Below are 22,980 nucleotides of genomic sequence, written 5' to 3'. Positions count from 1 at the left end.
GAATCATCCGATTAATTCTTTAGCTGAAGCAGCCACACCCTTGCGGCTTCAGCATCCAATTCTATTTGATTCTTTAGTGCGTCGAACGATTCAAACTTTATCTCGTCGCGCAGTTTGTGCAAAAGTCGTACTTCTAACTGTTTACCATATAAATTGGCTTTAAAGTCAAAAAAGTGCACTTCTAATTGCTGCCTTACGCCATTAACTGTTGGTCGTTGTCCAATATTAGCAACGCCACCGACAGGAACCCCGTCGATATCCAATGCTTCAACAACATACACTCCCGATACAGGAGAAACACAACGTTTTAATGGAATATTAGCGGTAGGGAAACCGATAGTTCTCCCTAGTTTTCGACCATGGGACACTCGACCACTAATACTGTAATCACGTCCTAACATGGTAGCACTTGCGGCCAAGTCATCGACCGCTAATGCATTTCGTATCTCAGTACTACTTACTCGTAATTGGTTTAAGCAATAGCTTTGGGTGCTTACCACCTCAAAACCGTACTTCTCGCCCGCCGCTTTGAGCATAGCGAAATTACCAGTGCGACCTTTACCAAAGCAAAAATCGTCACCTACCACTAAAAACTTTACACCAAGCTTATCAACCAAAAGATCCTTAATGAATGCTTCCGCAGATAAACTTGCAAAATACTGATTAAAATTAACACACAATAAACGACTGATATCTAGCTTACTCAGTTGCACGTATTTATCTCGTAAGCGAGTTAAACGTGCTGGCGCTCTATCTCGGGCAAACAGCTCCATAGGCTGCGGTTCAAACGTCATGACAACAGAAGGTAGCCCTAATGCTGTAGCTTGTTTAGAAACCTGGCTCAGAACCTCTTGATGTCCTAAATGAACACCATCGAAGTTACCTATGGTTAATACACAGCCATGATGCTGCGCTTTAATATTGTGTGTACCTCGGATCAGTTCCATTATGATCAGCTAAAACCTGTTATTTGCATCATTTATTGTGTGAAACCGACGGATTATATACTAATCAGTATTAATCTGTCGCTGCTTTTAAATGTTTTACTCGGATACCTAAAATCAGTACCGAAACAATATAAACAAAGCCACCAAGTCCAATCAAGCCTGTTAATGTCAGCGCTCTCTGGCTGAAGCTCCATTCAAGCCAATGTTGCATATTATCCAGCTGCCATAAAATAGCGGCTACCATCACAACACCTGAGATAATCAACTTGGCACTAAACAACAAGGTTGTCTTAGTTAATTGATACACACCCGCAAGGTGCAATCCGCGATATAACAAGGCCATATTCACAAAAGCAGACAGTGCCGTAGCAATCGCCAAACCAACATAGCCATAGAAATAAGCAAAAATCGCGTTGAATACCATGTTGGTCACCATAGCGATAATACCGTACTTAACTGGTGTTTTCGTGTCTTGGCGAGAGTAATAACCAGGGGCTAAAACCTTAATCAGCATAAAGTTAAGCAAGCCAGATGCGTAAGCAACCAATGACATCGATGCCTGCTGTACATCATGTGGAGAGAACTCACCACGCATGAATAGCACCATCAACATTGGCTTGGCTAAGACAATAAGTCCAAGCATCGCAGGAATACCAAGCAGTAAAACCATGCGCACGCCCCAGTCCATTGTATGCGCGAACCCTTCCCCTTGAGCATCAACGTGTTTACGAGATAAAGCAGGAAGGATTACGGTCGCAATCGCAATACCGAATAAACCGAGAGGAAATTCAAGCAGTCGGTCTGAGTAATACAACCAACTGATAGACCCTGTTGCTAAGAAGCTAGCAATAAAGGTATCAAACAATAAATTGATTTGACTGACCGATACACCAAACAAAGCAGGGATCATTAATGTGCGGATCTTAACAACGCCAGGATCTCTCCAACCCCACTTAGGCTTAACCAATACACCCGCTTTAATCAAGAAAGGCATTTGGAAAAGGAATTGGACTAAGCCACCAAGAAATACACCGATAGCCAAACCAATTTCTGGTTGTTCTAAATTAGGAGAGATAAACCATGCTGCGCCTATGATCATCACATTCAAAAACACAGGAGTAAAAGAGGAAACCGCAAACTTACCTAACGTATTAAGAATCGCACCAGATAAAGCTACAAAGGTGATAAACCACAAATAAGGGAAGGTAATCTTGAGCATAAAGCTCGCCAGCTCAAATTTAGGCGCCGCTGGGCCATCATTTAGCCAGTCGATAAACCAACCCGCACCAAACATCGCGGTGATCACGCCAGAGCCCAACACCCCGATAACGGTCACTATAGAAACTAAAACCCCGAGCGTGCCCGACACCTTAGCAATTAAATCTCGTGTCTTATCTTTATCACCTGCGGCGTGATATTCCGTTAATACAGGAACAAACGCTTGAGAAAACGCACCTTCTGCAAAAAGTCGACGTAAGAAATTAGGAATTTTATTAGCGAAGAAAAATACGTCGGCACTCGCTCCTGCCCCCATCAAATTTGCTACTACTACATCACGTACTAGCCCCAATACACGGGAAACAAAAGTCATTGCACTGACAATCAGGCCTGACTTTAATAGTCGTTTACTCACAGAAACCTCTGACACTGGTTGATTACTTTCAAGCGAGGATAATTACTATCCTGTCCTAAGAAGCATATTTATTAGCATTGGTCTAAAAATGCTGTTAGAATCCCCGCCATCTTAACCGCGATGACCTTTCCATACCAAAGTTTGTTTGGCTACGATTGGTTTTTGCACAAATCATTTGACAATTAAGCGCTAATGAGGGTATAGTCCTCGCCCTTAAATTGTCACCGAACTAAGTTTTTGGGAGTTAGACCCTTGGCAAACAGTAAATCTGCTAAGAAGCGCGCTATCCAAGCTGAGAAACGTCGCCAGCACAATGCTAGCCGTCGTTCTATGATGCGCACTTACATGAAAAAGACTATCGCAGCTATCGCAGCTGGTGATAAAGAAGCTGCAACTGCTGCTCTTGTAGAAGTTACACCACTTCTTGACCGTATGGCGACTAAAGGCCTTATTCATAAGAATAAAGCTGCACGTCATAAGTCTCGTTTCGCTGCTGCAATCAAAGCTCTTTAATAGAAATTTGATTACAACGCAAAACGAAAAAAACCGGCCTAGGCCGGTTTTTTTATATCTAAATTTTGAGTAACACTTTTACTTTACGTGCTAACAGCCACCTTGCTTACTGATAGACAATCAAGCCGATAGATAAAACAAACAATCAGGAAAATAAATAAAGAAGCGAATAGATAGGTAGATAAACATTAACGTTCAACGTGAAATACTAACACTTCCTTGTGTCATTCTATCGCTGATAAGAAATCCCCCTCCCACCAGCAATAAGCTACTTGCAGTAAATTCCATGCAGTAGGTTAATCATCGCTTTGACTTCTTCACTACTCAATGTGTAATACACAGTTTGAGCTTCTTTACGAGTTTCGACCAAACCATCCCTTCTCAACCAAGCAAGATGTTGAGATAAAGCAGACTGACTCAGTTCCAACTTGCCACATAACTCCCCAACCGACAGTTCAGTACCATGCAATAGGCACAAAATCTGTAAGCGACGCTCGTTAGCCATGGCTTTGAGTAGAATCACAGCTTGGGCTGAGTTCTTCTCCATCTCTTTTAAGTTCATAGTTTGGCTCCCTACAACCTTTACGCCAACTACGGGCTATCAGTATTTCCGGCATATGGTGGAGCTATGATAATCGATATCAATTCATTAACAAACTAACTCATTCGAACAATTTGCTAAAATCTGCGTCACATACGTTTTTTACTGCTGGATGTTGGATCATCCTCTCAGCAAATATGACGTAGTACTCCTCTTTTAACTCTTCAATACCACCTAATAGTTGCAGTGATGTGTCTTCTTCTACTTCAGACATATAAAGCGTCGGTGCTAAGAATATTGCGTCATCATGGTAACGCGCAAAAGCCTTCATTAATGCGGCATCATCAAACTCACCCAAAACATCAGGTTTAAGCCCTTGCCTATCAAACCATTGCAGTACTTTACGCCCCATGGAGGTTCGGCTTCCTGGGATCAAAAGCTTCCTTTGTTCTAATACTGCAGGAAAGTTAACGCCTTCAACCTTGCCTGAACTGAAAAAACTCATTCCACTCTCGCCCAACTTTTTACTAAATAAACCTGGGCTTTGACTAGAGTCCACAGGACAGTCAGACAAGATCATATCGAGCTTATGCTGAGAGAGTTGCTCAAGTAGCATTTCATGGGTCGATTCAAAACAGCGTAAATGAATGCTGTTATCTGGAGGGATGGTCGACATCAGTATCTTACTGACGAGTCTTTTAGAAAGCGCATCCGCGACGCCAACATCAAACAGAATATTGGAGTGCTGGCTGTAATTCACGATATCGAGCATTTCGTAACTCAAGCCAAACATACGATCAGCATATTTAAATACCAGTTGCCCAAGCTCCGTTGGCTCAACACTTCGACCATTACGCTTGGTCAACTTGCCATCCATACGCTCTTCTAAGGCTTTTATCTGACCCGTTACCGTTTGTGGTGTTAGGAATAGGGCTTCTGCAGCTTTAGTAACAGAGCCTTGCTTGCAAACCATCCAGAAGTAATACAGATGGTTATAGTTGAGGTGCGACATAGATGTGCCGTAATAAAAGAGTAGATAGCCTTTTATATCAAATATGACACCTCCGCTCAATAAACTCGGAAAAACCTAACCCAATAGACCTTTACTACTTATTTTTTCGAAGTGTCTGATTTCATAATGTAATAATTCAGCGATTATTTTCAATTTTTTTCTAACTTTTAAGATCTATATCACCCATCAAAAACCAAGATAAAAATGATTAAAAACAAACAGTTAACAAACCCTCATTTCAAAAGTTAATATTTAAAGAGCAAATCATCACAAAAAAGTCTCACCTAAACCAAAATGTAATATTACTGAAATATTTGTTCTCTAACATCACGCTCAGATTAAACAAACAGACCAAACACAGACTTAAACGGTCCAATGGAGAAAACATTATGAACCAAGCTACTACTGCAGCAGCGCCTATCTCGAGCACTACTCGTTGGCTACGCTGGGCTAACTTGGCATTCATGCTTTACCTACTATTACTTTCAGTTTCAATGGTTGGTACAGGCTTCAAATGGGCAACAGGTGAGCAAGCAAAGGTTCTTTTCGAATTTGCTTCACACCCAGTTGCAGGCTTAATGATTGGTTTAGTAGCAACAGCTCTTATTCAATCATCGAGTACAGTTACTTCAATTATCGTTGGCCTTGTTGCAGGTGGTTTACCTGTTGAGCTAGCAATCCCTATGATCATGGGTGCTAACATTGGTACTACGGTAACCAATACGCTAGTTAGCCTTGGTCACGTTCGTTGTAAAGAAGAGTTCAAACGTGCATTCGCAAGTGCGACAATCCACGACTTCTTTAACCTATTAGCCGTTGCTATCTTCCTACCACTAGAGATGGCGTTTGGTATTCTAGAGAAGATTTCTCACTGGTTGGTATCTCCGATGCTAGCAACAGGTGATATGAGCATGGGTGGTCTTAACTTCATCAAGCCAATCACTAAACCAGTAGTAAGTGCGATTAAAGAGCCTCTATCAACATTTGGCGACACTGTTGGCGGCATCATGCTTATCGTTCTTGGTATCGCAACTATCTTCGTAGCTATCACAGTAATGGGTAAGCTAATGAAGAGCCTAATGGTTGGCCGTGCTCGTGAGATTCTAAAGAACGCAATCGGTCGTGGTCCAATCCACGGTATCGCTTCTGGTTCTATCGTTACAATCCTTGTTCAGTCTTCTTCAACGACAACAAGCTTAATGGTTCCGCTAGTAGGCTCAGGTGTTCTTAAAGTACGTGACGTTTACCCATTCACTCTGGGTGCGAACATCGGTACATGTATTACGGCTCTACTTGCAGCGACAGCAGTATCTGGTGAGTTCGCTGTATTCGCACTACAAATAGCTCTAGTACACTTGGTGTTCAACATCATGGCAACGGTATTCATCTTTGGTATCCCGTTCCTACGTGAACTTCCAGTTAAAGCGGCAGACATGATTTCAGATATGGCAGTGAAGAACAAATCTGTAGTAGCTGGCTACCTTGTTGCGGTATTCCTTGTACTGCCTGGTACCGTATTAGCTCTGACTGCTTAATAGCAAAACAAACATCGCTTATAGCAAAGCCCGCAACCTAGGTTGCGGGCTTTTTCTTTTTTAAGAGCAGATTAGAGATACGGGTAAGCGAGTAACGAAAAACACGAACTGTGATAGTCGTATTTGGTATATCGCCGGCTCAAACCTAGGTATGTTTATCGTATTCCTAATCTCATTTACTCGTTTCTACTCTTAGCTCTTCGCATCTCGAACCCCGTTTACGTGCACCTAAGAAACACTTACTTACCTTGCTCATTACGCAGGTACATAATGGCAACCATGCCAAAACCGATAAATTGCCATAGATACTGTCCATCGCTTGCGCCAGTGATGGTTTGAGTGAAAGCCATACATGCAGTCACAAACAAAGAAGAAAATGCGGCATAAAGCAACCACGGACGTTCTTTACCCACCATGAACTCACCACCAAGTACCGAGCGAATAACCAATAAAAACGGCACACATTGCAAAGCAATTAGAATCGGAAACATAAAGTCGAACGTTGGACTCAGTAAAGCGTGACCAACTTGGCTCTTGTCCCAAGTGCCGACAATATAACCTTTCCAGCCAGCCCAGGTGTCTCCCGTATATGCGGTATCCGGCGAAATGAAGCCAAGTAGTACGCCCATCACTTTATCGATAAAGCCATTTTTGAACCAAAAGACGAACAGGAAAATCTGAATTGGAATGATCTGAAAAGCAAACTTCTTCAACATGTATGTACCCCAAATAGTGAATTATTTGGTGACAAGTATGTGGAATTCGGCGTGTTTACACTTGATGCAAGGCAATCGAGCCTGACTCCAAACAATAATCAAACATGTTGAGAAGCCTGTTGGCACAAGAAAAACTTGCGGGAATACCGGAGCTATCAGCTCTCATGAAACACCTTCGCTTGAAAGAGAGTTTAGGCATTTAGAAAAGGTTTGGTTTTTATAAAGATTCAATAAGATCAAAGAGTTGACCGTCATGCTCTTTTTTCACTTCAGTGTAGCGTTGATAATTGTATTGTGAGCCTTTTGGATTATCCGATAGCTTGTCAGCCACACTGAGTAGATAAAAGCTAATTGGACTCGGCGTACTTTCAGCAGCATAAGAAAGGTAAGGAAAAGCTTGATTGGCATGTTGGTTAATTAACAATGCAAGCCCTAGGGTCAGATTGGCAATATCACAACGAGGATTCATCTCAAAGGCTTGCTTTGCCAATTGCAGAGCGCGTTCGCGATCTTCTTGCTCACTGTTTTGTAAATAAGCCAAAGACTCGGAATACGACAGCAAAGCATTGACCAAATAATTATCTCGCCCTTGCTGTTGAATCGCATCCAACTGAACTGCTATGTCTTCAAATGGCTGACCACCTTTGCCTTGGTAAAAAAGCGATATCCCCTCAGAGATAACACTCCAATCCTCGTAGTTATCGATAGAGGTCACTCGATGACTCGCTACGCCATACTCTGACTCCATAGGTGCAATAATCGCTTTAATCTCAAGGATGACATCCCCAATGGCATCAAAGAAATTATCTTGGCTAAAGCGCTTTTCTACTTTCTGGCTTTGGTTGGGCTGACTGTTATTTTGTACCAGCACTCTCAGTACATAATCCCCATCCTTTTTCTTGAGCCAACTTTTGAGTTCGACACCATTGTTGGCAAGTGATTGCTTACCCTGTTTAGATAGCTGAGAGAAGTGGTAACCTGATAGGTTTTTAGCTGAGTTCACCCCGTAGAAAAGATAGTTATAGACGCTTTCCGACATCTCATAATCGTTCACAGAATCGAGGGTAATGTCATGGATATAAACGGGAATAACGTCAGCCTGACGAGCGGTAATCACTGCTTGTTCATTAGTCTTAAAACCATCGGTCCATGCCCAAGTCGCAGTGAAACCAACCGCTAACAGTGCGGTCGCAATGAGAGTAATGATCTTCTTTTTGTAATAAGGCGCGAGGGTTTCAGTTACAGGTTGTGAGCCATCTTCGACGGGAGTAGCTTCAGTATTCGGCTGAGTCACTTCAATATCAAACAGGTAACCTTGTTTAGGTATCGTCTGAATAATGCGATACGGACGTGATTTATCTTGAAGCTGGCTGCGCAGTAAACTGATGACCTGTCTTACCAAGTTGTCGGATACATGAGTTCTTTGCCACACATCGGTAGCAATCTGCTGCGTACTCACCACTCGCCCACTATTTTCAATGAAATAGCTCAGCAATTTAGCTTGCAATGGCTCTAGATGAATCGCCTCATAATCGATCACCAACTGATTCTTATCAGGGTAAAATGAAATAGGGAAGTCATGTTGCAATACAAAGCAATGCGAGCGAGTCATAGCAGTTCTGTAGTTAGAAAAGACCCCACAAGATTATTGGTTTTATAAATGGTAAGCAAGCCAAGCATCACAAATAAAAAAGGCTGCACAGTGGCAGCCTTTCAATCAAACAAAACAGATTCGATTAAACCGAGAATGGGTACTTAATCGCTTCGTGGCACTCGTAACCCTCAACCCAGAAGTCATCCATCGTTACCCATGTCTCTAAATCTTCTAAAGACTTAATCTCTGGGTTGATGTGGAACGTTGGGCCAGCTAGAGGCTCACGCTTCAGCTGAATATCACGCATTGGCGCCAGTTGGTCTTCATAGATATGAGCGTTAACTAGCTTGTGGTAAGCCACACCCGCTTTTTTACCCGTGATTTGCGCCATAATAGCTAGGAACACGTACACTTGAACCATGTTGAAGTTCAAGCCTAGTGGTACATCACAAGAGCGCTGAGTACTGTTTAGGTACAGAGTGTCACCAAGTAGAGAGAAATGGTGGCTGTACATACACGGACGCAAGCATCCCATATGGAACTCGCCTGGGTTGTAGAAGTTTAAGATCTCACCACGGTCATCAATACCGTTCGTCAGGTCATCTACAATCTTCTTCAGTTGGTCGATATGACCACCGTCAGGTTTTGCCCATGCTCGGCCTTGAACGCCATAAACACGGCCCATGTCATCTTCACCCTTACGGTAAGGATTGTTCAGCCATGCTTCGTTCAAGTTAGAGTTTGCATCCCAAGTTTTTGTACCTAGTGTGCGAAAATCTTCAGCGCTGTCGTAACCACGAATGTAGCCAAGCAGCTCAGCAACTGCCGCTTTCCAAAAGCTCTTACGCGTTGTGACAAGTGGGAACTGGTTATTACCAACATCATATTCAAGGTCAGCATTGATCGCGGTTAGGCAGCGCTTGCCTGTGCGTTCATTTTCAATCCAAGTACCGTTATCAACGATACGCTGACAGAGATCTAAATACTGTTTCACACCAATTCCTTACTTCGTTTGTTGTGGTAATTCGTCTTTGTAGTGACCACGCTTGTATGCCCAAACCATCATCAGCGCACCGATGATAACCATTGGCAATGACAGGATTTGTCCCATAGAGATAAAGCCGCCGAACAAGCCTAGATGTGCATCTGGTTCACGTACGTATTCTACTAAGAAGCGGAATGTACCATATCCTGCAAGGAATAACCCTGATACAGAACCAAGAGGACGCGGCTTTTTGATAAACCAGTTCAAGATGAAGAACAGCACAATACCTTCAAGTGCCATTTCATAAAGTTGAGATGGGTGACGTGGAAGAGGACCGCCATTCGGGAATACGATTGCCCATGGCACATCCGTAACACGGCCCCATAACTCACTGTTCATGAAGTTACCTAAACGGCCCATACCTAAACCAAATGGTACAAGCGGCGCAATCATGTCTGCGACGCCAAAGAAGGTGCGACCATTCTTTTTCGCATACCAGAACATTGCGGTAATAACACCAAGCAAGCCGCCGTGGAAAGACATACCGCCAGTCCATACCTTAAATAGGTAAAGTGGGTCTGCTAAGAAAAGGTCAAAGTTGTAGAACAATACGTAGCCGATACGACCACCAAGCACCACACCTAGAAAGCCAGCGAACAATAAGTCAGACACTTGCTCACGAGTCCAACCGCTACCCGGCTGATCGGCTCGGCGATTTGCTAGCCAAAGAGCAAACATAAAACCGACAAGGTACATTAGGCCGTACCAACGAACTGAGATTGGTCCTAGTTCAATAAGAACAGGATCGATATTTGGGAATTCGATAAAACCCTGAGACATACTTGGCTCTCTATCTAAATTGAATAACGGTTAGCTCAATGGCTAACAGAAAAGACACTACAGCAGCATTGTGGCTGCTATAAACATTAAAAATACCGCAAAGAATTTCTTTAGCACAGGGGTTGGTAATTGAGTGGCCAGTTTCGCACCCACTCGTGTGGTCAAAACTGAGGTACAAGATATCGCTATCAAAGCCGGCAGATAAACATAACCTAAGCTATATGCAGGAAGATCATCGACAGAAGACCCATGCCAAATGAAACCTAGCATTCCCGAAATCGCGATAACACAACCGCATACCGAAGATGAGCCTACGGCTTTACGCATTTCCACACCGTGATGGTTAAGGAAAGGCACCGATAAAGACCCACCACCAATGCCCGCTAAACTTGAGACCAAACCAATACCGCCACCACACAACACAGTTTTAGCTGAGCTCGGCATCGACTTTTGACTCTTAGAGCGAATCGACAACAGCATTTGCAAGGCCAACACCAACACAATCACACCAAAGACTTTAGGCAGATATTGAGCTGGGATCACATCGGCCACAAAAGAACCGAGGAAGCCACCTATTACGACACCTGGCATCAACCATTTAACGACAAATATCTCTACATTACCCAACTTTAAATGGTTAATCGCAGATGATCCCGACGTAACAATGATGGTTGATAGCGAAGTAGCCAATGCCATTTGCATCGCAAACTCTTGAGGGATACCCGCTTTAGGAAGCAAAAACAGTAAGGCAGGAACCACCAGCAAACCACCACCAATGCCTAGCAAACCAGCTAAAACACCAACAATAGCACCAAGGCCTGCTAACAAGCCTATCAGTTCATATGACACGTTAAATCCTATTTTTTACCTGCTCGAATGAAGCCTGTAAATTCACGCTCTTCGAAATAGTTCAGCATCATACTATAGATGTCACTACCATACGGTTTTGAAAGTGCCTTATTTGCCAAATCCTGTAATTCACCCAAGTTAGATTGACGAATCAAATATTTGGTTCTTGCGACATTCGAGGTATTCATACTTAACGTCTCATACCCCAAGCCAATCAATAGCAGCGCGCCCATCGGATCACCGGCAAGCTCGCCACAAATACACACGGGTAATTGATATTGCTTACAAGTATCATGAATTTGTTTTAATGCCATGATCACCGCAGGGTGCATTGATTCATAGACATCGGATACTCGTGAATTGTTCCGATCAACGGCTAATAAATATTGGGTTAAGTCGTTGGTACCCACCGAAACGAAGTCGACCTTATCTGCAATCAGCGGCAATATGTAAAGCATGGATGGCACTTCAATCATGATACCAACACGAGGCATACGTACTCGGTTATCAAGCTCATGCACTTCGTCATACGCTTGTTCAATCAGTTGTAGCGCATCGTCCAGTTCCTGTGCACCAGAGATCATCGGCAGCAAAATACTCAAGTTATGGCTTTCACAACTCGCACGTAACATGGCACGTAACTGAATAATAAAGATGTCAGGATGATCGAGCGTAAAGCGAATACCACGCCAGCCAAGAAATGGATTGTCCTCTTCGATAGGAAAATAAGGTAAGGCCTTATCACCACCGATATCGAGTGTACGCATCACCACTTGTTTCTCAGGGTAGCTTGCCAGCACAGAACGATACTGCTTGAATTGTTCATCCTCTGACGGAAACCTTTGCTGCAACAAGAAAGAGATTTCAGTTCGGTACAGCCCTACTCCATCAACGCCTTGGTTGATGGCGATGTTAGTGTCTGCACTCAAGCCCGCATTAAGTAGAATCTCTACCTGCTTGTCATCTTGTGTTTTTGCCGGTAGGTACAGCTCGCGATTAACCATAGAGGAGAGCTCACTCTCTTCTAAAATTAGCCCACGGTATTCTTTGAGCAGGTTTTTAGTCGGCTCAATAAAGATCTCACCGCTATACCCATCAACAATCGCTCGCTTACCATTAGCTTGAGCTAGGTTGAGGTTTACCCCCATGACTGAAGGTATTCCAAGCGCTCGAGATAAAATCGCTGCGTGCGAGTTCGCCGCTCCCTCCAAGGAAATAACCGCCAATAGCTTTTCTTTGGGAATAGACGCTAATACCGAAGCGGTTAACTCACGAACCACTAGAATAATCGGCTTATCTAATGTGCGGAGTTCATGTTCAGAGTTGTGGAGGAAGTAGAGCAGCCTTTGTCCGAGCTCTCGGATGTCTTGTGCTCTCTCACGAAGGTACACATCGGACATACGAGCAAAACGATTTGAGTAGCTCTCAACAACCTGCCTTAATGCCCAATCGGCTTTATCGCCTTTCTGAATTTGGCTCTTCAGATCCTTACGCAACATAGGATCATTGAGTAAGTGAGTAAACAGGTCAAAGATCGCCAACGCGTCTTTATTGATTTCGCTATCTAAGCGCTTTCGCATGCGCTTAAAGTCATTGAGGGCATTTTCAACCGCTACCGCCAACAGCTCATGCTCTCTCTCTACATTGAGCGTCGAAGCAGGATAAACATCGGTGAGTTCAGGCTGAGTGTTGTCCCACCACAAATCACCAATCGCCACACCCGATGAAGCTGCAATACCTTTAGTCGCAGGTAGTTTCTGTTGCTCTAACAGCCAATGGCCTTGAGTTTGGGCGTGCGCCACAATAACGGCAAGTTGTGCTGAGAGCGTGACAAGGAAAGATTCTTCCATCTCACTGAATAAGCGAGGGGTCTTCTGTTGAATAACCAATACACCAAGCACTTGCTTGCGGTGGATAATCGGAGTTCCGAGAAAAGAGTGATAGACGTTTTCTCCAAGCTCTGGAAAAAACTTATAAGCTGGGTGAGCAGATGCCTGTGCAAGGTTAATAGGTTCAGCACTTCTTTTGACAAGGCCAACTAAGCCTTCGTCAAAACCAATGTGAATACTATTCCCTTCAAAGATCAGGCCTTGAGTTGCCATCAACTCAAGGCGCTGCATATCATTATTCGCTAGATACACGGTGCAGCACTCTGTCTGCATCGCACTGCATGTCTCTTTCACCAAAATATCAAGAGCCGTCGACACATCTTCAACTCTTGATACGTGTTCAACTATTTCCCTTAGTTGGCTGAGCATGCTTAACCTCTACGCAATTTGCGTTTTCCTTTTGTTTTTCGCTCTTTAAACGGCATTGCTAAAGATGCGAATTCCTTCATTGCTCGACGGTAAACATCTCGCTTGAAAGAAACAACTTGTCGAACTGGGTACCAGTAACTCACCCAACGCCAACCATCAAACTCAGGTGTACTTCCACGCTGCATATTGATATGCGATTCATCGCAATCTAAGCGCAAAAGGAACCACTTCTGTTTTTGTCCAATACAGACAGGTTTAGAATCCCACCGAACCAGTCGTTTGGGTAGCTTGTAGCGTAACCAATGACGACTTGTCGCGACGATCTTTACATCCTTTTTGGTAAGGCCAACCTCTTCATACAACTCGCGGTACATTGCTTGTTCCGGAGTCTCACCTTCATCTATTCCCCCTTGAGGGAATTGCCATGAATGTTGCCCGTATCGTTTAGCCCAGAAGACCTGACCATGGTTGTTACAGATTACAATACCAACATTTAATCGGTAACCATCGCCATCTATCACTGGCCAACCTCTATCTAAATTTTTAATTACTCTGATTTTTCCACATATCCCCAATCGGAGCAAACTTAGTGACGTGATAAGCGCTATATTTATGAATAATAACTAGGAATATGGATAAGTTTTGCTCAAATTCTAGTTACCCACACAATAGTGAGACATAGACCACATTTATTCACCTTTTCTGTGAATAACTATGTGAAGAATTACCCGCAATCGTTTTTTTTAATCCATAGATTCATCAACACTAAAAACGACAAACCAATCGAAATCACTTTATCTAATTAAAAATCAATTAGTTAAAATAATATCTTAGTTTTAAAAAACATTAGAAATGTAAAAGATCTTTCAGAAATTCAACATGGTCAAAGATCAACCACCCCGATGTTTATCCACACTAGTAAGTGAAAGATTCATTTTGAACACTATTTGGCAAGCATTTTATCCACCATAAACCCCTGTTTATTTATCCACTAAATTAATATTTCAATTAATTACCTTTACGTCCTGTGGATAACCCTGACTTTGATCCCTTCTCTTGCAGGGAGATCATTTCTTAACCAGTCGTCATTTGGTGATAACTTCTGATAAAATCATTTTTTTGATCATGCCTTTTATTATGAAACCAGAACCACAAACACAACAAGAGCTGTTAGAGCGCGCATATGCTATCGCCGGAATGACCTTTAAAGAGCTAGCTGATGAAGCCGAGATGGTGATGCCAAATGACCTTAAGCGTGATAAAGGCTGGGTTGGGCAGCTATTGGAGTGGCACTTGGGTGCACCTGCAGGCAGCAAGCCAGAACAGGATTTCGCGAAACTAGGCATCGAACTTAAAAGTATTCCGATTGGCTACTCTGGCAAGCCACTCGAAACCACCTTTGTATGTGTTGCGCCTTTGATGGGCGTGCAAGGCATAACTTGGGAAACCAGCCACGTTCGAAACAAGTTGTCTAAAGTGTTGTGGATCCCTGTCGAGGGGGAAAGAGAGATCCCGCTAGCTGAGAGGCATGTAGGCTCCCCTTTATTATGGACGCCTAGCCAAGCTGAAGACGAACTCTTGAAAAGAGATTGGGAAGAGCTGATGGAGTTGATTGTTTTAGGCAATGTTGAGCAGATAACAGCAAGACACGGTGAAGCACTGCATTTACGTCCAAAAGCCGCCAACAGTCGAGTGTTAACAGAAGCTTACGGTGCAAGTGGAAAACCAATCAAAACTAAACCACGTGGTTTCTATCTACGAACTCAATTCACCCACAAATTGCTGACAACACATTACGCATAGAGCGTTTAATCGAGCCTCGATAGCCAAAACTATCAGTGCGTTACAAAACAGTCTGTAATTTGAATCAATCTCTAGCTACAAACGCTCTCTTAATGAGATTTGAGCGCCAGTTCAATATCACAATAGCTTTGGCTTGGCTCATTACCAAACTCATCATACGCGTTGTGTAAGCGAAGATACGCCTTTTCAAAACCGAGCCGGAGTAACTCCTCTTTCACTTGATCCAAGGATCCAAAGTGAAGCGGCTCGCCGTCTTGCTTTACCGGTTCTAGCTTGTGTTTGTACTCCACCGCCAGTAGATATTCTGAGATATCAGAACAGCCAATCACGTACACCTTGGGTGTTTGATAAGAGTCTTTGTGCTCTCCATGTAACCACATGTCTAATTGATGCTTTTGCATAGCCAGCCTCCCTTGCTCTATAAAGCTTAGTAGAACTCTTTTCCTTTACTAGATAACGACTTAAAAAAGCACAGATAACGGCTTAAAAAAGCAAAAAAGAGAAGCCAGAGCTTCTCTTTTTTGGCCAGTTCTAGTTCAAAAGTTTGCACTTTCGACGCCATAACTATCACTGTAAATTATCTTAGGGGTTGAAAGGTGCTATCAACCCCGCAGATTACGTCGGTATTCGCGCACTTAAGACACGACGAAGGTGACGTACTCGACGTTCAATAGTGACGACTTCTGGTTCAGAAAAACCAAGAGGTCGACCGTCAACTTCAAGACCAATATCTCTTAATAAGTGAGTATTGTTCCATGGTAGATCATATGAACTACGACGAACTTTTCGTTGCCATTCACGCTCTTCACGACGAAGATCGGCACGGATAAGGACTGTTGCTAATTTTAAATATACTGAGTGACGCATAATAACTCTCCAGTTGTTGAATCAACTGAGGAAAAATAGCGTGTTCGATAGTATGAGGGCTTCTCACTTAGCTGCTATTTTTCCGCAGCCAAATAAGGGTACGGATCTATTAGTTAGGTTTATCTTGGGTGTTTCGATCGGCCATGGCTGATGTTTGTGACATATCAGTCACCATGTCAGTACACGGATCAAACGACGCGCAAATATGCTGTATAAAATCGAAATGTTTCATTTGCGCCTCCAAGCTAACTAAAAAATCCAAAAAGAAATGGGGTAGTAAAAGCAGACAAGTCTTTGTTAAATTGTTGCTTTCACGGTTAAATTCTAACCAAGTGAGTATATTATTCAACCGCTAATTGGTTAACATTTTTAAAACAATGCATTCGCCTGAAATGTCAGTTGCATATTCATTTACATATAACATATTCACTATGATTATATAAAATCACAGCATATCTCTCTTAGGGCTGAGCTAGAAAACAACGAGCTATCCTTCAGAAACAAAAAAGCCACGTAGATACGTGGCGCTTAATTTTCAGAGACTGAATAAACTCAGGTAGAAAAGAGTCTAAACCACACCCTCAGAGATTAGGCTGTGTTTATTCAGCAATCGGTACATAGTAGCTCGTGATACACCAAGTTCTTTAGCTGCCAACGAAACCTGACCGCCGTAAGATTCCAAAACAATTAACAACGCATCGCGCTCTGAACGCTCACGAATGCTTTTCAAGCTACGACGTTCATCATTCTGTTTTGGTAAATCGAGTTGGTGATCTTCGATGATCACTGCATCAGACATCAACACAACGCGCTTAATCTGGTTCATCAACTCACGAACGTTTCCCGGCCAATGGTAGCGATTCATCGAACGAATAGCATCGTCTGAGAAGCTCTTCGCTTGAGCATTAAACTCTTTCGAGTACTCACGCAAAAAATGATTCGCTAGCACTGAAATATCACTCACACGTTCTTTTAAGCTCGGAACATGAATACGCAGAACATTGATGTAGTGATAAAGCTCTTCATTAAAATCGCCCTCGATCAACGCCTTCTCAATATCAGAGGAGTTCGCGGCCAGAATACGTACATCAACCGATTTAGGTCCATTCGCGGTTTCAATCTTACCTTCTTGCAGAAAGCGCAACAGATTCAGTTGCTGATTGCGTGGCATCGCTAAAACATCATTAAGCAAGATGGTTCCGCCATCAGCTTCTTCCAACATACAAGGCGCGGTCGTTGGCTGTGCTGAGATACCAAACACCTCTGCCTCTATTCTCATTTCAGACAAGGCACGACAGTTAACCGTTAAAAATGGTTTCTGTGCTCGCGACGAGTTTTGGTGAATAGAGCGTGCGATCGTCTCTTTACCAGCCCCGCTCTCGCCATAAATCAAGATACTGACATCAGTCGGCCCAATACGCTTCACTTGGTCTCTCAAGCGCTTCACAGCCACAGAATCGCCTAGAAGACCCATGTTGTTATTGATGCCGTAGTTTGGCCATACCTTTTGCTCAAGCTTAAGCATACCCAGTTGGTGACCTATGGTACTCAGCAACTGAGCATCTGGGATTGGCGCCGTGAAAAAGTCGATACAGAAGTTAACGATAAACTGGCAGATCGTATCAGAGCTTAATTGAGATTCACGGATAAAGGCGAGCCATCTCACCTGCTTGTTATTGCTCACAAGGTTAGCAATACCGTTGAGACTAAACTCATCATGACTAAGATCGACAATACCAATACATGGGCCAATATCAGCAATCAAGGCATCGGCTTTTCGTAAATCTGCACACTGGGTACACTGCCAACCCACTTGTTCTAACACTGATAACCAGGGTTCGTACGCACCACCAACGACGATAAGAGAACCTGGTAAGGAATCCATCTTAAATTGAGTTCCCATCCTTCTTCCTTATTCTATTTTTATTTAAATCAGGCTAATACGAGTCACTGCTTCATCGTTCGACATAATGCCGCGAGATCGTATTCAGCGCAGAGACGTATAGTAGTGAGACTATCTTAGATTTTATGTCTCAATAGTAAGACTATGTCAGAAATAACGATTTTTCGAATCAAGAGTGCGGTACAGACTAGGTTTTGAAGCCCAAAAACAGAAAAAGCCACCCCAAGGTGGCTTTTTAATTACATAGGCTCTTACGTCCTATAAGCGAGAATTACGCTTGTGGACGCATTGCCGGGAACAAAATCACGTCACGGATTGTGTGCGTGTTTGTAAATAGCATTGCTAGACGGTCGATACCGATACCTTGACCCGCTGTTGGCGGTAGGCCGTGCTCTAGTGCAGTAATGTAGTCTGCATCGTAGTACATAGCTTCGTCATCACCCGCGTCTTTCGCGTTAACTTGCGCTTTGAAACGCTCGTCTTGGTCTTGTGCATCGTTAAGCTCAGAGAAACCATTCGCAACTTCACGGCCACCGATGAAGAACTCAAAACGGTCTGTGAAGAATGGGTTGTCATCGCTACGACGTGCTAGAGGAGAGATGTCCGCTGGGTAGCCAGTGATGAACGTTGGTTGAATTAACTGAGGCTCAGCTGTTTCACCAAAGATCTCTTCTAGAAGCTGACCACATGTCCAGAACGTTTCTACGTCAACGTGTACAGATTTAGCGATCGCTACCATCTTGTCACGGTCTTGTAGGTCTGCTTCTGTTAGCGCTTGAATTTCAGCGTGCTCAGGGTTGTAGTGTTTGATCGCATCGAACATGCTCATACGAGCGTAAGTGCCACCGAACTCAACCGTTTCGTCGCCGTAAGGCATAGAAGTAGAACCAAGAACGTCCATTGCGGCTGTGCTTAGCATCTCTTCCGTTAGATCCATTAGATCTTTGTAGTCAGAGTACGCTTGGTAGAATTCCATCATTGTGAATTCTGGGTTGTGACGTGGAGAAAGACCTTCGTTACGGAAGTTACGGTTGATCTCGAATACACGGTCAAAACCACCAACCACTAGACGCTTAAGGTAAAGCTCTGGTGCAACACGTAGGTACATGTCGATGTCTAGTGCATTGTGATGAGTGATGAATGGACGTGCTGTTGCACCACCCGGGATCACGTGCATCATTGGCGTTTCAACTTCTAGGTAGCCTTTTGAACTCATGAAGTTACGGATTGAAGAAACAAGCTTAGAACGCACGATAAACGCGTTGCGAGAATCTTCGTTCACGATTAGGTCAACGTAACGCTGACGGTAACGCATCTCTTGGTCAGTTAGACCGTGGAATTTCTCAGGTAGAGGGCGAAGTGCTTTAGTTAGCAGTTCAAACTCTTCCATGTTCACGTAAAGGTCACCTTTACCTGATTTATGAAGCGCACCTTTAACACCGATGATGTCACCGATATCTAGGCCTTGGTACTTCTCTTTCAGTACTTTTTGTACGTCTTTCGCTGCGTATGCTTGGATACGACCAGAAGTTTCTTGAATCGCAAGGAATGGACCACGCTTCGCCATAACACGACCAGCGATCGCAACGATGTGGTTGAGCTCTTCTAGCTCTTCCTTAGTCTTCTCACCGAATTCCGCTTGAAGATCGCCAGCTAGGTGCTCACGACGGAAGTCATTTGGGTGACCGTTAGCTTTGCAGTTTTGGCGGATGTGATCCAGCTTGCTGCGGCGCTCAGCGATTAGTTTGTTCTCTTCAGGTGAAGAAGCTTCTTGTGCGTTTTCGTTTTGAACAGCATCAGTCATTAGAGATGTACCCTGCTTTTATAATTTGGACCGCTATATCTTTGCAAATATAGGCATTTTTACAAATATACTTGGTAAGCTTACAGACCTGATTTCAGGCTAGCTTCAATAAATTTGTCTAAGTCACCGTCAAGAACCGCTTGAGTATTACGGTTTTCGATGCCGGTGCGTAAATCTTTGATACGAGAATCATCCAGTACGTAAGAGCGGATCTGACTGCCCCAACCGATGTCTGATTTCGTTTCTTCGCTCGCCTGTTTTTCAGCATTTTGTTTTTGAATCTCAAGTTCAAAAAGCTTAGCACGTAGCTGCTTCATCGCTTGATCTTTGTTCTTATGCTGCGAACGGTCATTCTGACATTGAACCACTGTGTTGGTTGGAACGTGAGTAATACGTACCGCCGACTCCGTGGTGTTTACGTGCTGACCACCAGCGCCAGAGGCACGGTATACGTCAATACGTAGATCAGAAGGATTAATGTCGATCGTAATGTTGTCATCAATCTCAGGATAGATAAACGCAGATGCAAATGAAGTATGACGGCGACCACTTGAATCAAATGGTGACTTACGAACTAGACGGTGAACACCAGTCTCTGTGCGTAACCAACCGTAAGCGTACTCACCAGAAATACGTACCGTTGCGCCTTTAAGGCCAGCAACATCACCATCCGACACTTCGATAACTTCAGTCTTGAAGCCTTTCGAATCTGCCCAACGTAAGTACATACGCAACATCATTGAAGTCCAGTCTTGGGCTTCTGTACCACCCGAGCCTGACTGTAAATCGATGTAGCAATCTGATGCATCGTGATCACCAGAGAACATACGACGGAATTCCAGCTTCTCTAGCTTAGCTTCAAGCTCGGCTAATTCTGGTTCAATTTCATCGAACGTTTCTTGATCTTCTTCTTCAACCGCAAGCTCTAATAGGCCATCAACATCCTCAACACCTTGGTCAAGTTGGTCGATCGTTTCTACTACCGCTTCCAATGCAGAACGTTCTTTACCTAGCGCTTGAGCACGCTCAGGTTCGTTCCATACATCCGGCTGTTCTAATTCTGCGTTTACTTCTTCTAGACGCTCTTGCTTAGCGTCATAGTCAAAGATACCCCCTCAGGATATTTGTGCGCTCAGACACATCCTGCAGACGGTTTTTTATAGGATTGATTTCAAACATTTTAGCTCATCATTTATGAGTAGAATTTAACCGGAGAATTGTACTCAAAAGTGTGACGGAGATACAGAATTTTTTAGAGTGCTGAACCAAGATTCAACAACTTAATGGGATATAAAATTGACAGGCATAAAAAACACCTAAAATTTGTAAGGGAAGGAAGGAAAACAAGCCCTGTTTTTGAACAGAGCTTGTTGAATTTAGCGCTATATGATTAGCATTATTGAGCCCAAAATAACTATTTGGCTTCGATATGATCAATCATCAGCTGCAACGACTGGTTGCCGCGAAACTCGTTGATATCAAGCTTAAATGCAAGGTGAACAGTTTTCACCGAAGCATCTGGCCAGCGACGTAAGTCGACATTAAAGGCAATACCGTCAATCATCACATTGGTAGGGTGGCCTTTGTACAACGGCTCGAGCATCAGCTTAAGGTGTTTTTCACCCACTAGCTTTTGGTGCAGCACTTTAAACTCACCGTCGAAGATGGGCTCAGGGAAAGCTTGTCCCCAAGGACCACCTGAACGCAACGTTTCAGCGGTGTGCATCGAAAACTCTTCAGGTAACAGCTCACCATCAGACAAGATAATGCCTTTAAGTGCCGTTTCTCCCAGTTCTTTCTTCACCACATCATTGAACAGCTTACTGAAGCGTTCAAAGTCTTTTTCCATGATCGTTAAGCCAGCCGCCATTGCGTGACCACCAAACTTAAGAATTAAACCTGGGTTTTGAGTGTCGATACGGTCTAGCGCATCACGCATGTGCAAACCCGGAATCGAACGACAAGAGCCTTTAATACTACCTTCGCCGCCATCTGCAAACGCAATTACTGGGCGGTGGTATTTGTCTTTGATACGCGAAGCCAAGATACCAATCACACCTTGGTGCCAATCACGTTGGAACAGGGCTAAACCAGAAGGCAGGTCGTCTTTACCAAACTCAAGGCGTTCACAAAAAGCCATCGCTTCTTGCTTCATGCCCTCTTCGATCTCTTTACGTGTTTGGTTCAAACCATCTAACTCACTCGCCATTCGACGCGCCGCATGGATGTTGTTGCTCATTAACAGCTCAACACCAAACGACATATCATCCAAGCGACCAGCTGCGTTAATACGAGGACCCAGTGCAAAACCAAAATCAGAGGCGACTAATCGCTTTGCGTCTCGCTTGGCAATTTCGATCAAGGCTTGAATACCTGGACGAGCTTTACCAGCACGAATGCGTTGCAACCCTTGGTGTACCAAGATTCGGTTGTTTTCATCGAGTGGCACGACATCGGCTACGGTGCCCAATGCCACAAGGTCAATCAGCTCCATCAGCTTAGGCTCGGTCATGCCACGTTCTGCAAACCAGTTCAACTTACGCATGTGAACACACAGCGCCATCATCAGATAGAACGCAACTCCTACACCCGCTAGAGCTTTTGAAGGAAAAGCGCAGCTCTCAAGGTTCGGGTTCACCATCGCATCAACCATTGGCAGTTCATTACCCGGCAAGTGGTGATCGGTAACCAGAACTTCTAGTCCTTTCTCTTTGGCAAAACGCACACCTTCAATCGAAGATACACCGTTATCAACCGTCATGATCACTTCAGCGCCAAGCTCGATTGCCTGTTCGACAACCTCAGGGCTCAAACCATAACCATCTTCAAAACGGTTTGGTACCAGATAATCGACGTTAGAGCTACCCAGCATACGCAAAGCAAGCACTGACAAGGCTGAACTGGTCGCGCCATCAGCATCAAAGTCACCAACAATGATGATACGTTTTTGATGCTGAATCGCGTTGAACAACAACTCAACTGCAGCATCAATACCGCCCAGTTTCTGATAAGAGTGCAAGCCTTTCGCAGCAGTCTCTAGTTGGTCAGCATTGTCGATACCACGACTCACATAGATGCGCTTTAACAAGTCAGGTAAGTGAGCAGGTAAAACTGAAATGTCGACCTCAGGACGGCGTTGGATCTCTATCATATAAAAATGGGCCCAATATCAATCAGGCC

The 22,980-nt window shown here is 43.8% G+C and carries 21 protein-coding genes; 3 read left to right on the top strand and 18 right to left on the bottom strand.

The genetic code is table 11. The features are described 5' to 3' along the window. Positions 1 to 11: 11 nt before the first annotated feature. Positions 12 to 947 carry a bifunctional riboflavin kinase/FAD synthetase gene (ribF, locus tag OCV56_RS02735; RefSeq protein ID WP_086712446.1) on the bottom strand — a complete coding sequence of 312 codons (936 nt, stop codon included), beginning with the start codon at positions 945 to 947 and terminating at the stop codon, positions 12 to 14. A 70-nt stretch (positions 948 to 1,017) separates the two neighbouring features. Further along, the gene (gene murJ, locus OCV56_RS02730) at positions 1,018 to 2,580 is read right to left on the bottom strand and encodes a murein biosynthesis integral membrane protein MurJ (RefSeq protein ID WP_032545310.1); all 1,563 of its coding nucleotides are present in this window, start codon (positions 2,578 to 2,580) and stop codon (positions 1,018 to 1,020) included. A 252-nt stretch (positions 2,581 to 2,832) separates the two neighbouring features. Between murJ and rpsT the strand changes: the two genes are divergently transcribed. After that, complete coding sequence (rpsT, locus tag OCV56_RS02725; RefSeq protein WP_004739529.1) at positions 2,833 to 3,093, top strand: 30S ribosomal protein S20; 261 nt, start codon at positions 2,833 to 2,835, stop codon at positions 3,091 to 3,093. Between the two features lie 268 nt (positions 3,094 to 3,361). On the opposite strand, the gene OCV56_RS02720 is transcribed toward rpsT, so the two are convergent. Together OCV56_RS02720 and nhaR are read right to left on the bottom strand one after the other, a co-directional pair. Continuing rightward, the gene (locus tag OCV56_RS02720) at positions 3,362 to 3,655 is read right to left on the bottom strand and encodes an ArsR/SmtB family transcription factor (RefSeq protein WP_004735028.1); all 294 of its coding nucleotides are present in this window, start codon (positions 3,653 to 3,655) and stop codon (positions 3,362 to 3,364) included. 100 nt (positions 3,656 to 3,755) lie between these two features. Continuing rightward, a complete protein-coding gene (gene nhaR, locus OCV56_RS02715; RefSeq protein ID WP_048658065.1) occupies positions 3,756 to 4,646 on the bottom strand; it encodes a transcriptional activator NhaR in 891 nt (296 codons plus the stop codon). A gap of 389 nt (positions 4,647 to 5,035) precedes the next feature. On the opposite strand from nhaR, the gene OCV56_RS02710 reads away from it, so the two are divergent. After that, a complete protein-coding gene (locus OCV56_RS02710; protein WP_048662115.1) occupies positions 5,036 to 6,181 on the top strand; it encodes a Na/Pi symporter in 1,146 nt (381 codons plus the stop codon). A gap of 239 nt (positions 6,182 to 6,420) precedes the next feature. On the opposite strand, the gene OCV56_RS02705 is transcribed toward OCV56_RS02710, so the two are convergent. From OCV56_RS02705 to rppH, 7 genes are all read right to left on the bottom strand, one after another. Next, positions 6,421 to 6,897: a hypothetical protein gene (locus OCV56_RS02705; RefSeq protein ID WP_086712445.1), complete on the bottom strand. Its 477-nt coding sequence runs from the start codon at positions 6,895 to 6,897 to the stop codon at positions 6,421 to 6,423. Between the two features lie 217 nt (positions 6,898 to 7,114). Continuing rightward, positions 7,115 to 8,509 (bottom strand): winged helix-turn-helix domain-containing protein, encoded by a 1,395-nt coding sequence (locus tag OCV56_RS02700; protein ID WP_150330781.1) that lies wholly within the window; start codon positions 8,507 to 8,509, stop codon positions 7,115 to 7,117. Positions 8,510 to 8,633: 124 nt separating this feature from the next. Next, complete coding sequence (locus tag OCV56_RS02695; RefSeq protein WP_086712443.1) at positions 8,634 to 9,485, bottom strand: thymidylate synthase; 852 nt, start codon at positions 9,483 to 9,485, stop codon at positions 8,634 to 8,636. A 9-nt stretch (positions 9,486 to 9,494) separates the two neighbouring features. Further along, positions 9,495 to 10,316, bottom strand: a complete 822-nt coding sequence (lgt, locus tag OCV56_RS02690) for a prolipoprotein diacylglyceryl transferase (protein WP_008221585.1) — start codon at positions 10,314 to 10,316, stop codon at positions 9,495 to 9,497. Positions 10,317 to 10,373: 57 nt separating this feature from the next. Then, the gene (locus tag OCV56_RS02685) at positions 10,374 to 11,165 is read right to left on the bottom strand and encodes a sulfite exporter TauE/SafE family protein (protein ID WP_086712442.1); all 792 of its coding nucleotides are present in this window, start codon (positions 11,163 to 11,165) and stop codon (positions 10,374 to 10,376) included. An 8-nt stretch (positions 11,166 to 11,173) separates the two neighbouring features. After that, on the bottom strand, positions 11,174 to 13,423 hold the full coding sequence (gene ptsP, locus OCV56_RS02680) for a phosphoenolpyruvate--protein phosphotransferase (RefSeq protein ID WP_086712441.1): 2,250 nt from the start codon (positions 13,421 to 13,423) through the stop codon (positions 11,174 to 11,176). A 2-nt stretch (positions 13,424 to 13,425) separates the two neighbouring features. After that, on the bottom strand, positions 13,426 to 13,944 hold the full coding sequence (gene rppH / locus OCV56_RS02675; RefSeq protein ID WP_009848435.1) for an RNA pyrophosphohydrolase: 519 nt from the start codon (positions 13,942 to 13,944) through the stop codon (positions 13,426 to 13,428). Positions 13,945 to 14,560: 616 nt separating this feature from the next. Between rppH and mutH the strand changes: the two genes are divergently transcribed. Further along, on the top strand, positions 14,561 to 15,226 hold the full coding sequence (mutH, locus tag OCV56_RS02670; protein ID WP_048606845.1) for a DNA mismatch repair endonuclease MutH: 666 nt from the start codon (positions 14,561 to 14,563) through the stop codon (positions 15,224 to 15,226). An 89-nt stretch (positions 15,227 to 15,315) separates the two neighbouring features. On the opposite strand, the gene OCV56_RS02665 is transcribed toward mutH, so the two are convergent. The 7 genes from OCV56_RS02665 to recJ form a co-directional block, all read right to left on the bottom strand. Further along, entirely contained in the window at positions 15,316 to 15,627 is a 312-nt protein-coding gene (locus tag OCV56_RS02665; RefSeq protein ID WP_086712439.1) for a DUF6482 family protein, read from the bottom strand. 214 nt (positions 15,628 to 15,841) lie between these two features. Then, positions 15,842 to 16,093 carry a DUF1127 domain-containing protein gene (locus tag OCV56_RS02660; protein WP_086712438.1) on the bottom strand — a complete coding sequence of 84 codons (252 nt, stop codon included), beginning with the start codon at positions 16,091 to 16,093 and terminating at the stop codon, positions 15,842 to 15,844. Between the two features lie 109 nt (positions 16,094 to 16,202). After that, a complete protein-coding gene (locus OCV56_RS02655; RefSeq protein ID WP_260167372.1) occupies positions 16,203 to 16,325 on the bottom strand; it encodes a hypothetical protein in 123 nt (40 codons plus the stop codon). A 336-nt stretch (positions 16,326 to 16,661) separates the two neighbouring features. Continuing rightward, on the bottom strand, positions 16,662 to 17,996 hold the full coding sequence (gene vpsR, locus OCV56_RS02650; protein WP_086712437.1) for a cyclic-di-GMP-binding transcriptional regulator VpsR: 1,335 nt from the start codon (positions 17,994 to 17,996) through the stop codon (positions 16,662 to 16,664). Positions 17,997 to 18,267: 271 nt separating this feature from the next. Continuing rightward, positions 18,268 to 19,800: a lysine--tRNA ligase gene (gene lysS, locus OCV56_RS02645; protein WP_086712436.1), complete on the bottom strand. Its 1,533-nt coding sequence runs from the start codon at positions 19,798 to 19,800 to the stop codon at positions 18,268 to 18,270. Positions 19,801 to 19,880: 80 nt separating this feature from the next. Beyond that, positions 19,881 to 20,979 (bottom strand): peptide chain release factor 2 gene (prfB, locus tag OCV56_RS02640; RefSeq protein WP_102300662.1). Its coding sequence is split into 2 segments (ribosomal slippage): positions 19,881 to 20,903 and positions 20,905 to 20,979, totalling 1,098 coding nucleotides; the frame shifts between segments, so codons are not numbered across the junction. Positions 20,980 to 21,214: 235 nt separating this feature from the next. Then, entirely contained in the window at positions 21,215 to 22,951 is a 1,737-nt protein-coding gene (recJ, locus tag OCV56_RS02635; RefSeq protein WP_086712435.1) for a single-stranded-DNA-specific exonuclease RecJ, read from the bottom strand. Between the last annotated feature and the right edge of the window lie 29 nt (positions 22,952 to 22,980).

It is taken from the genome of Vibrio gigantis (genome assembly GCF_024347515.1).
GTDB lineage: Bacteria > Pseudomonadota > Gammaproteobacteria > Enterobacterales > Vibrionaceae > Vibrio > Vibrio gigantis.
This window is presented reverse-complemented; position numbering and strand designations above follow the sequence as displayed.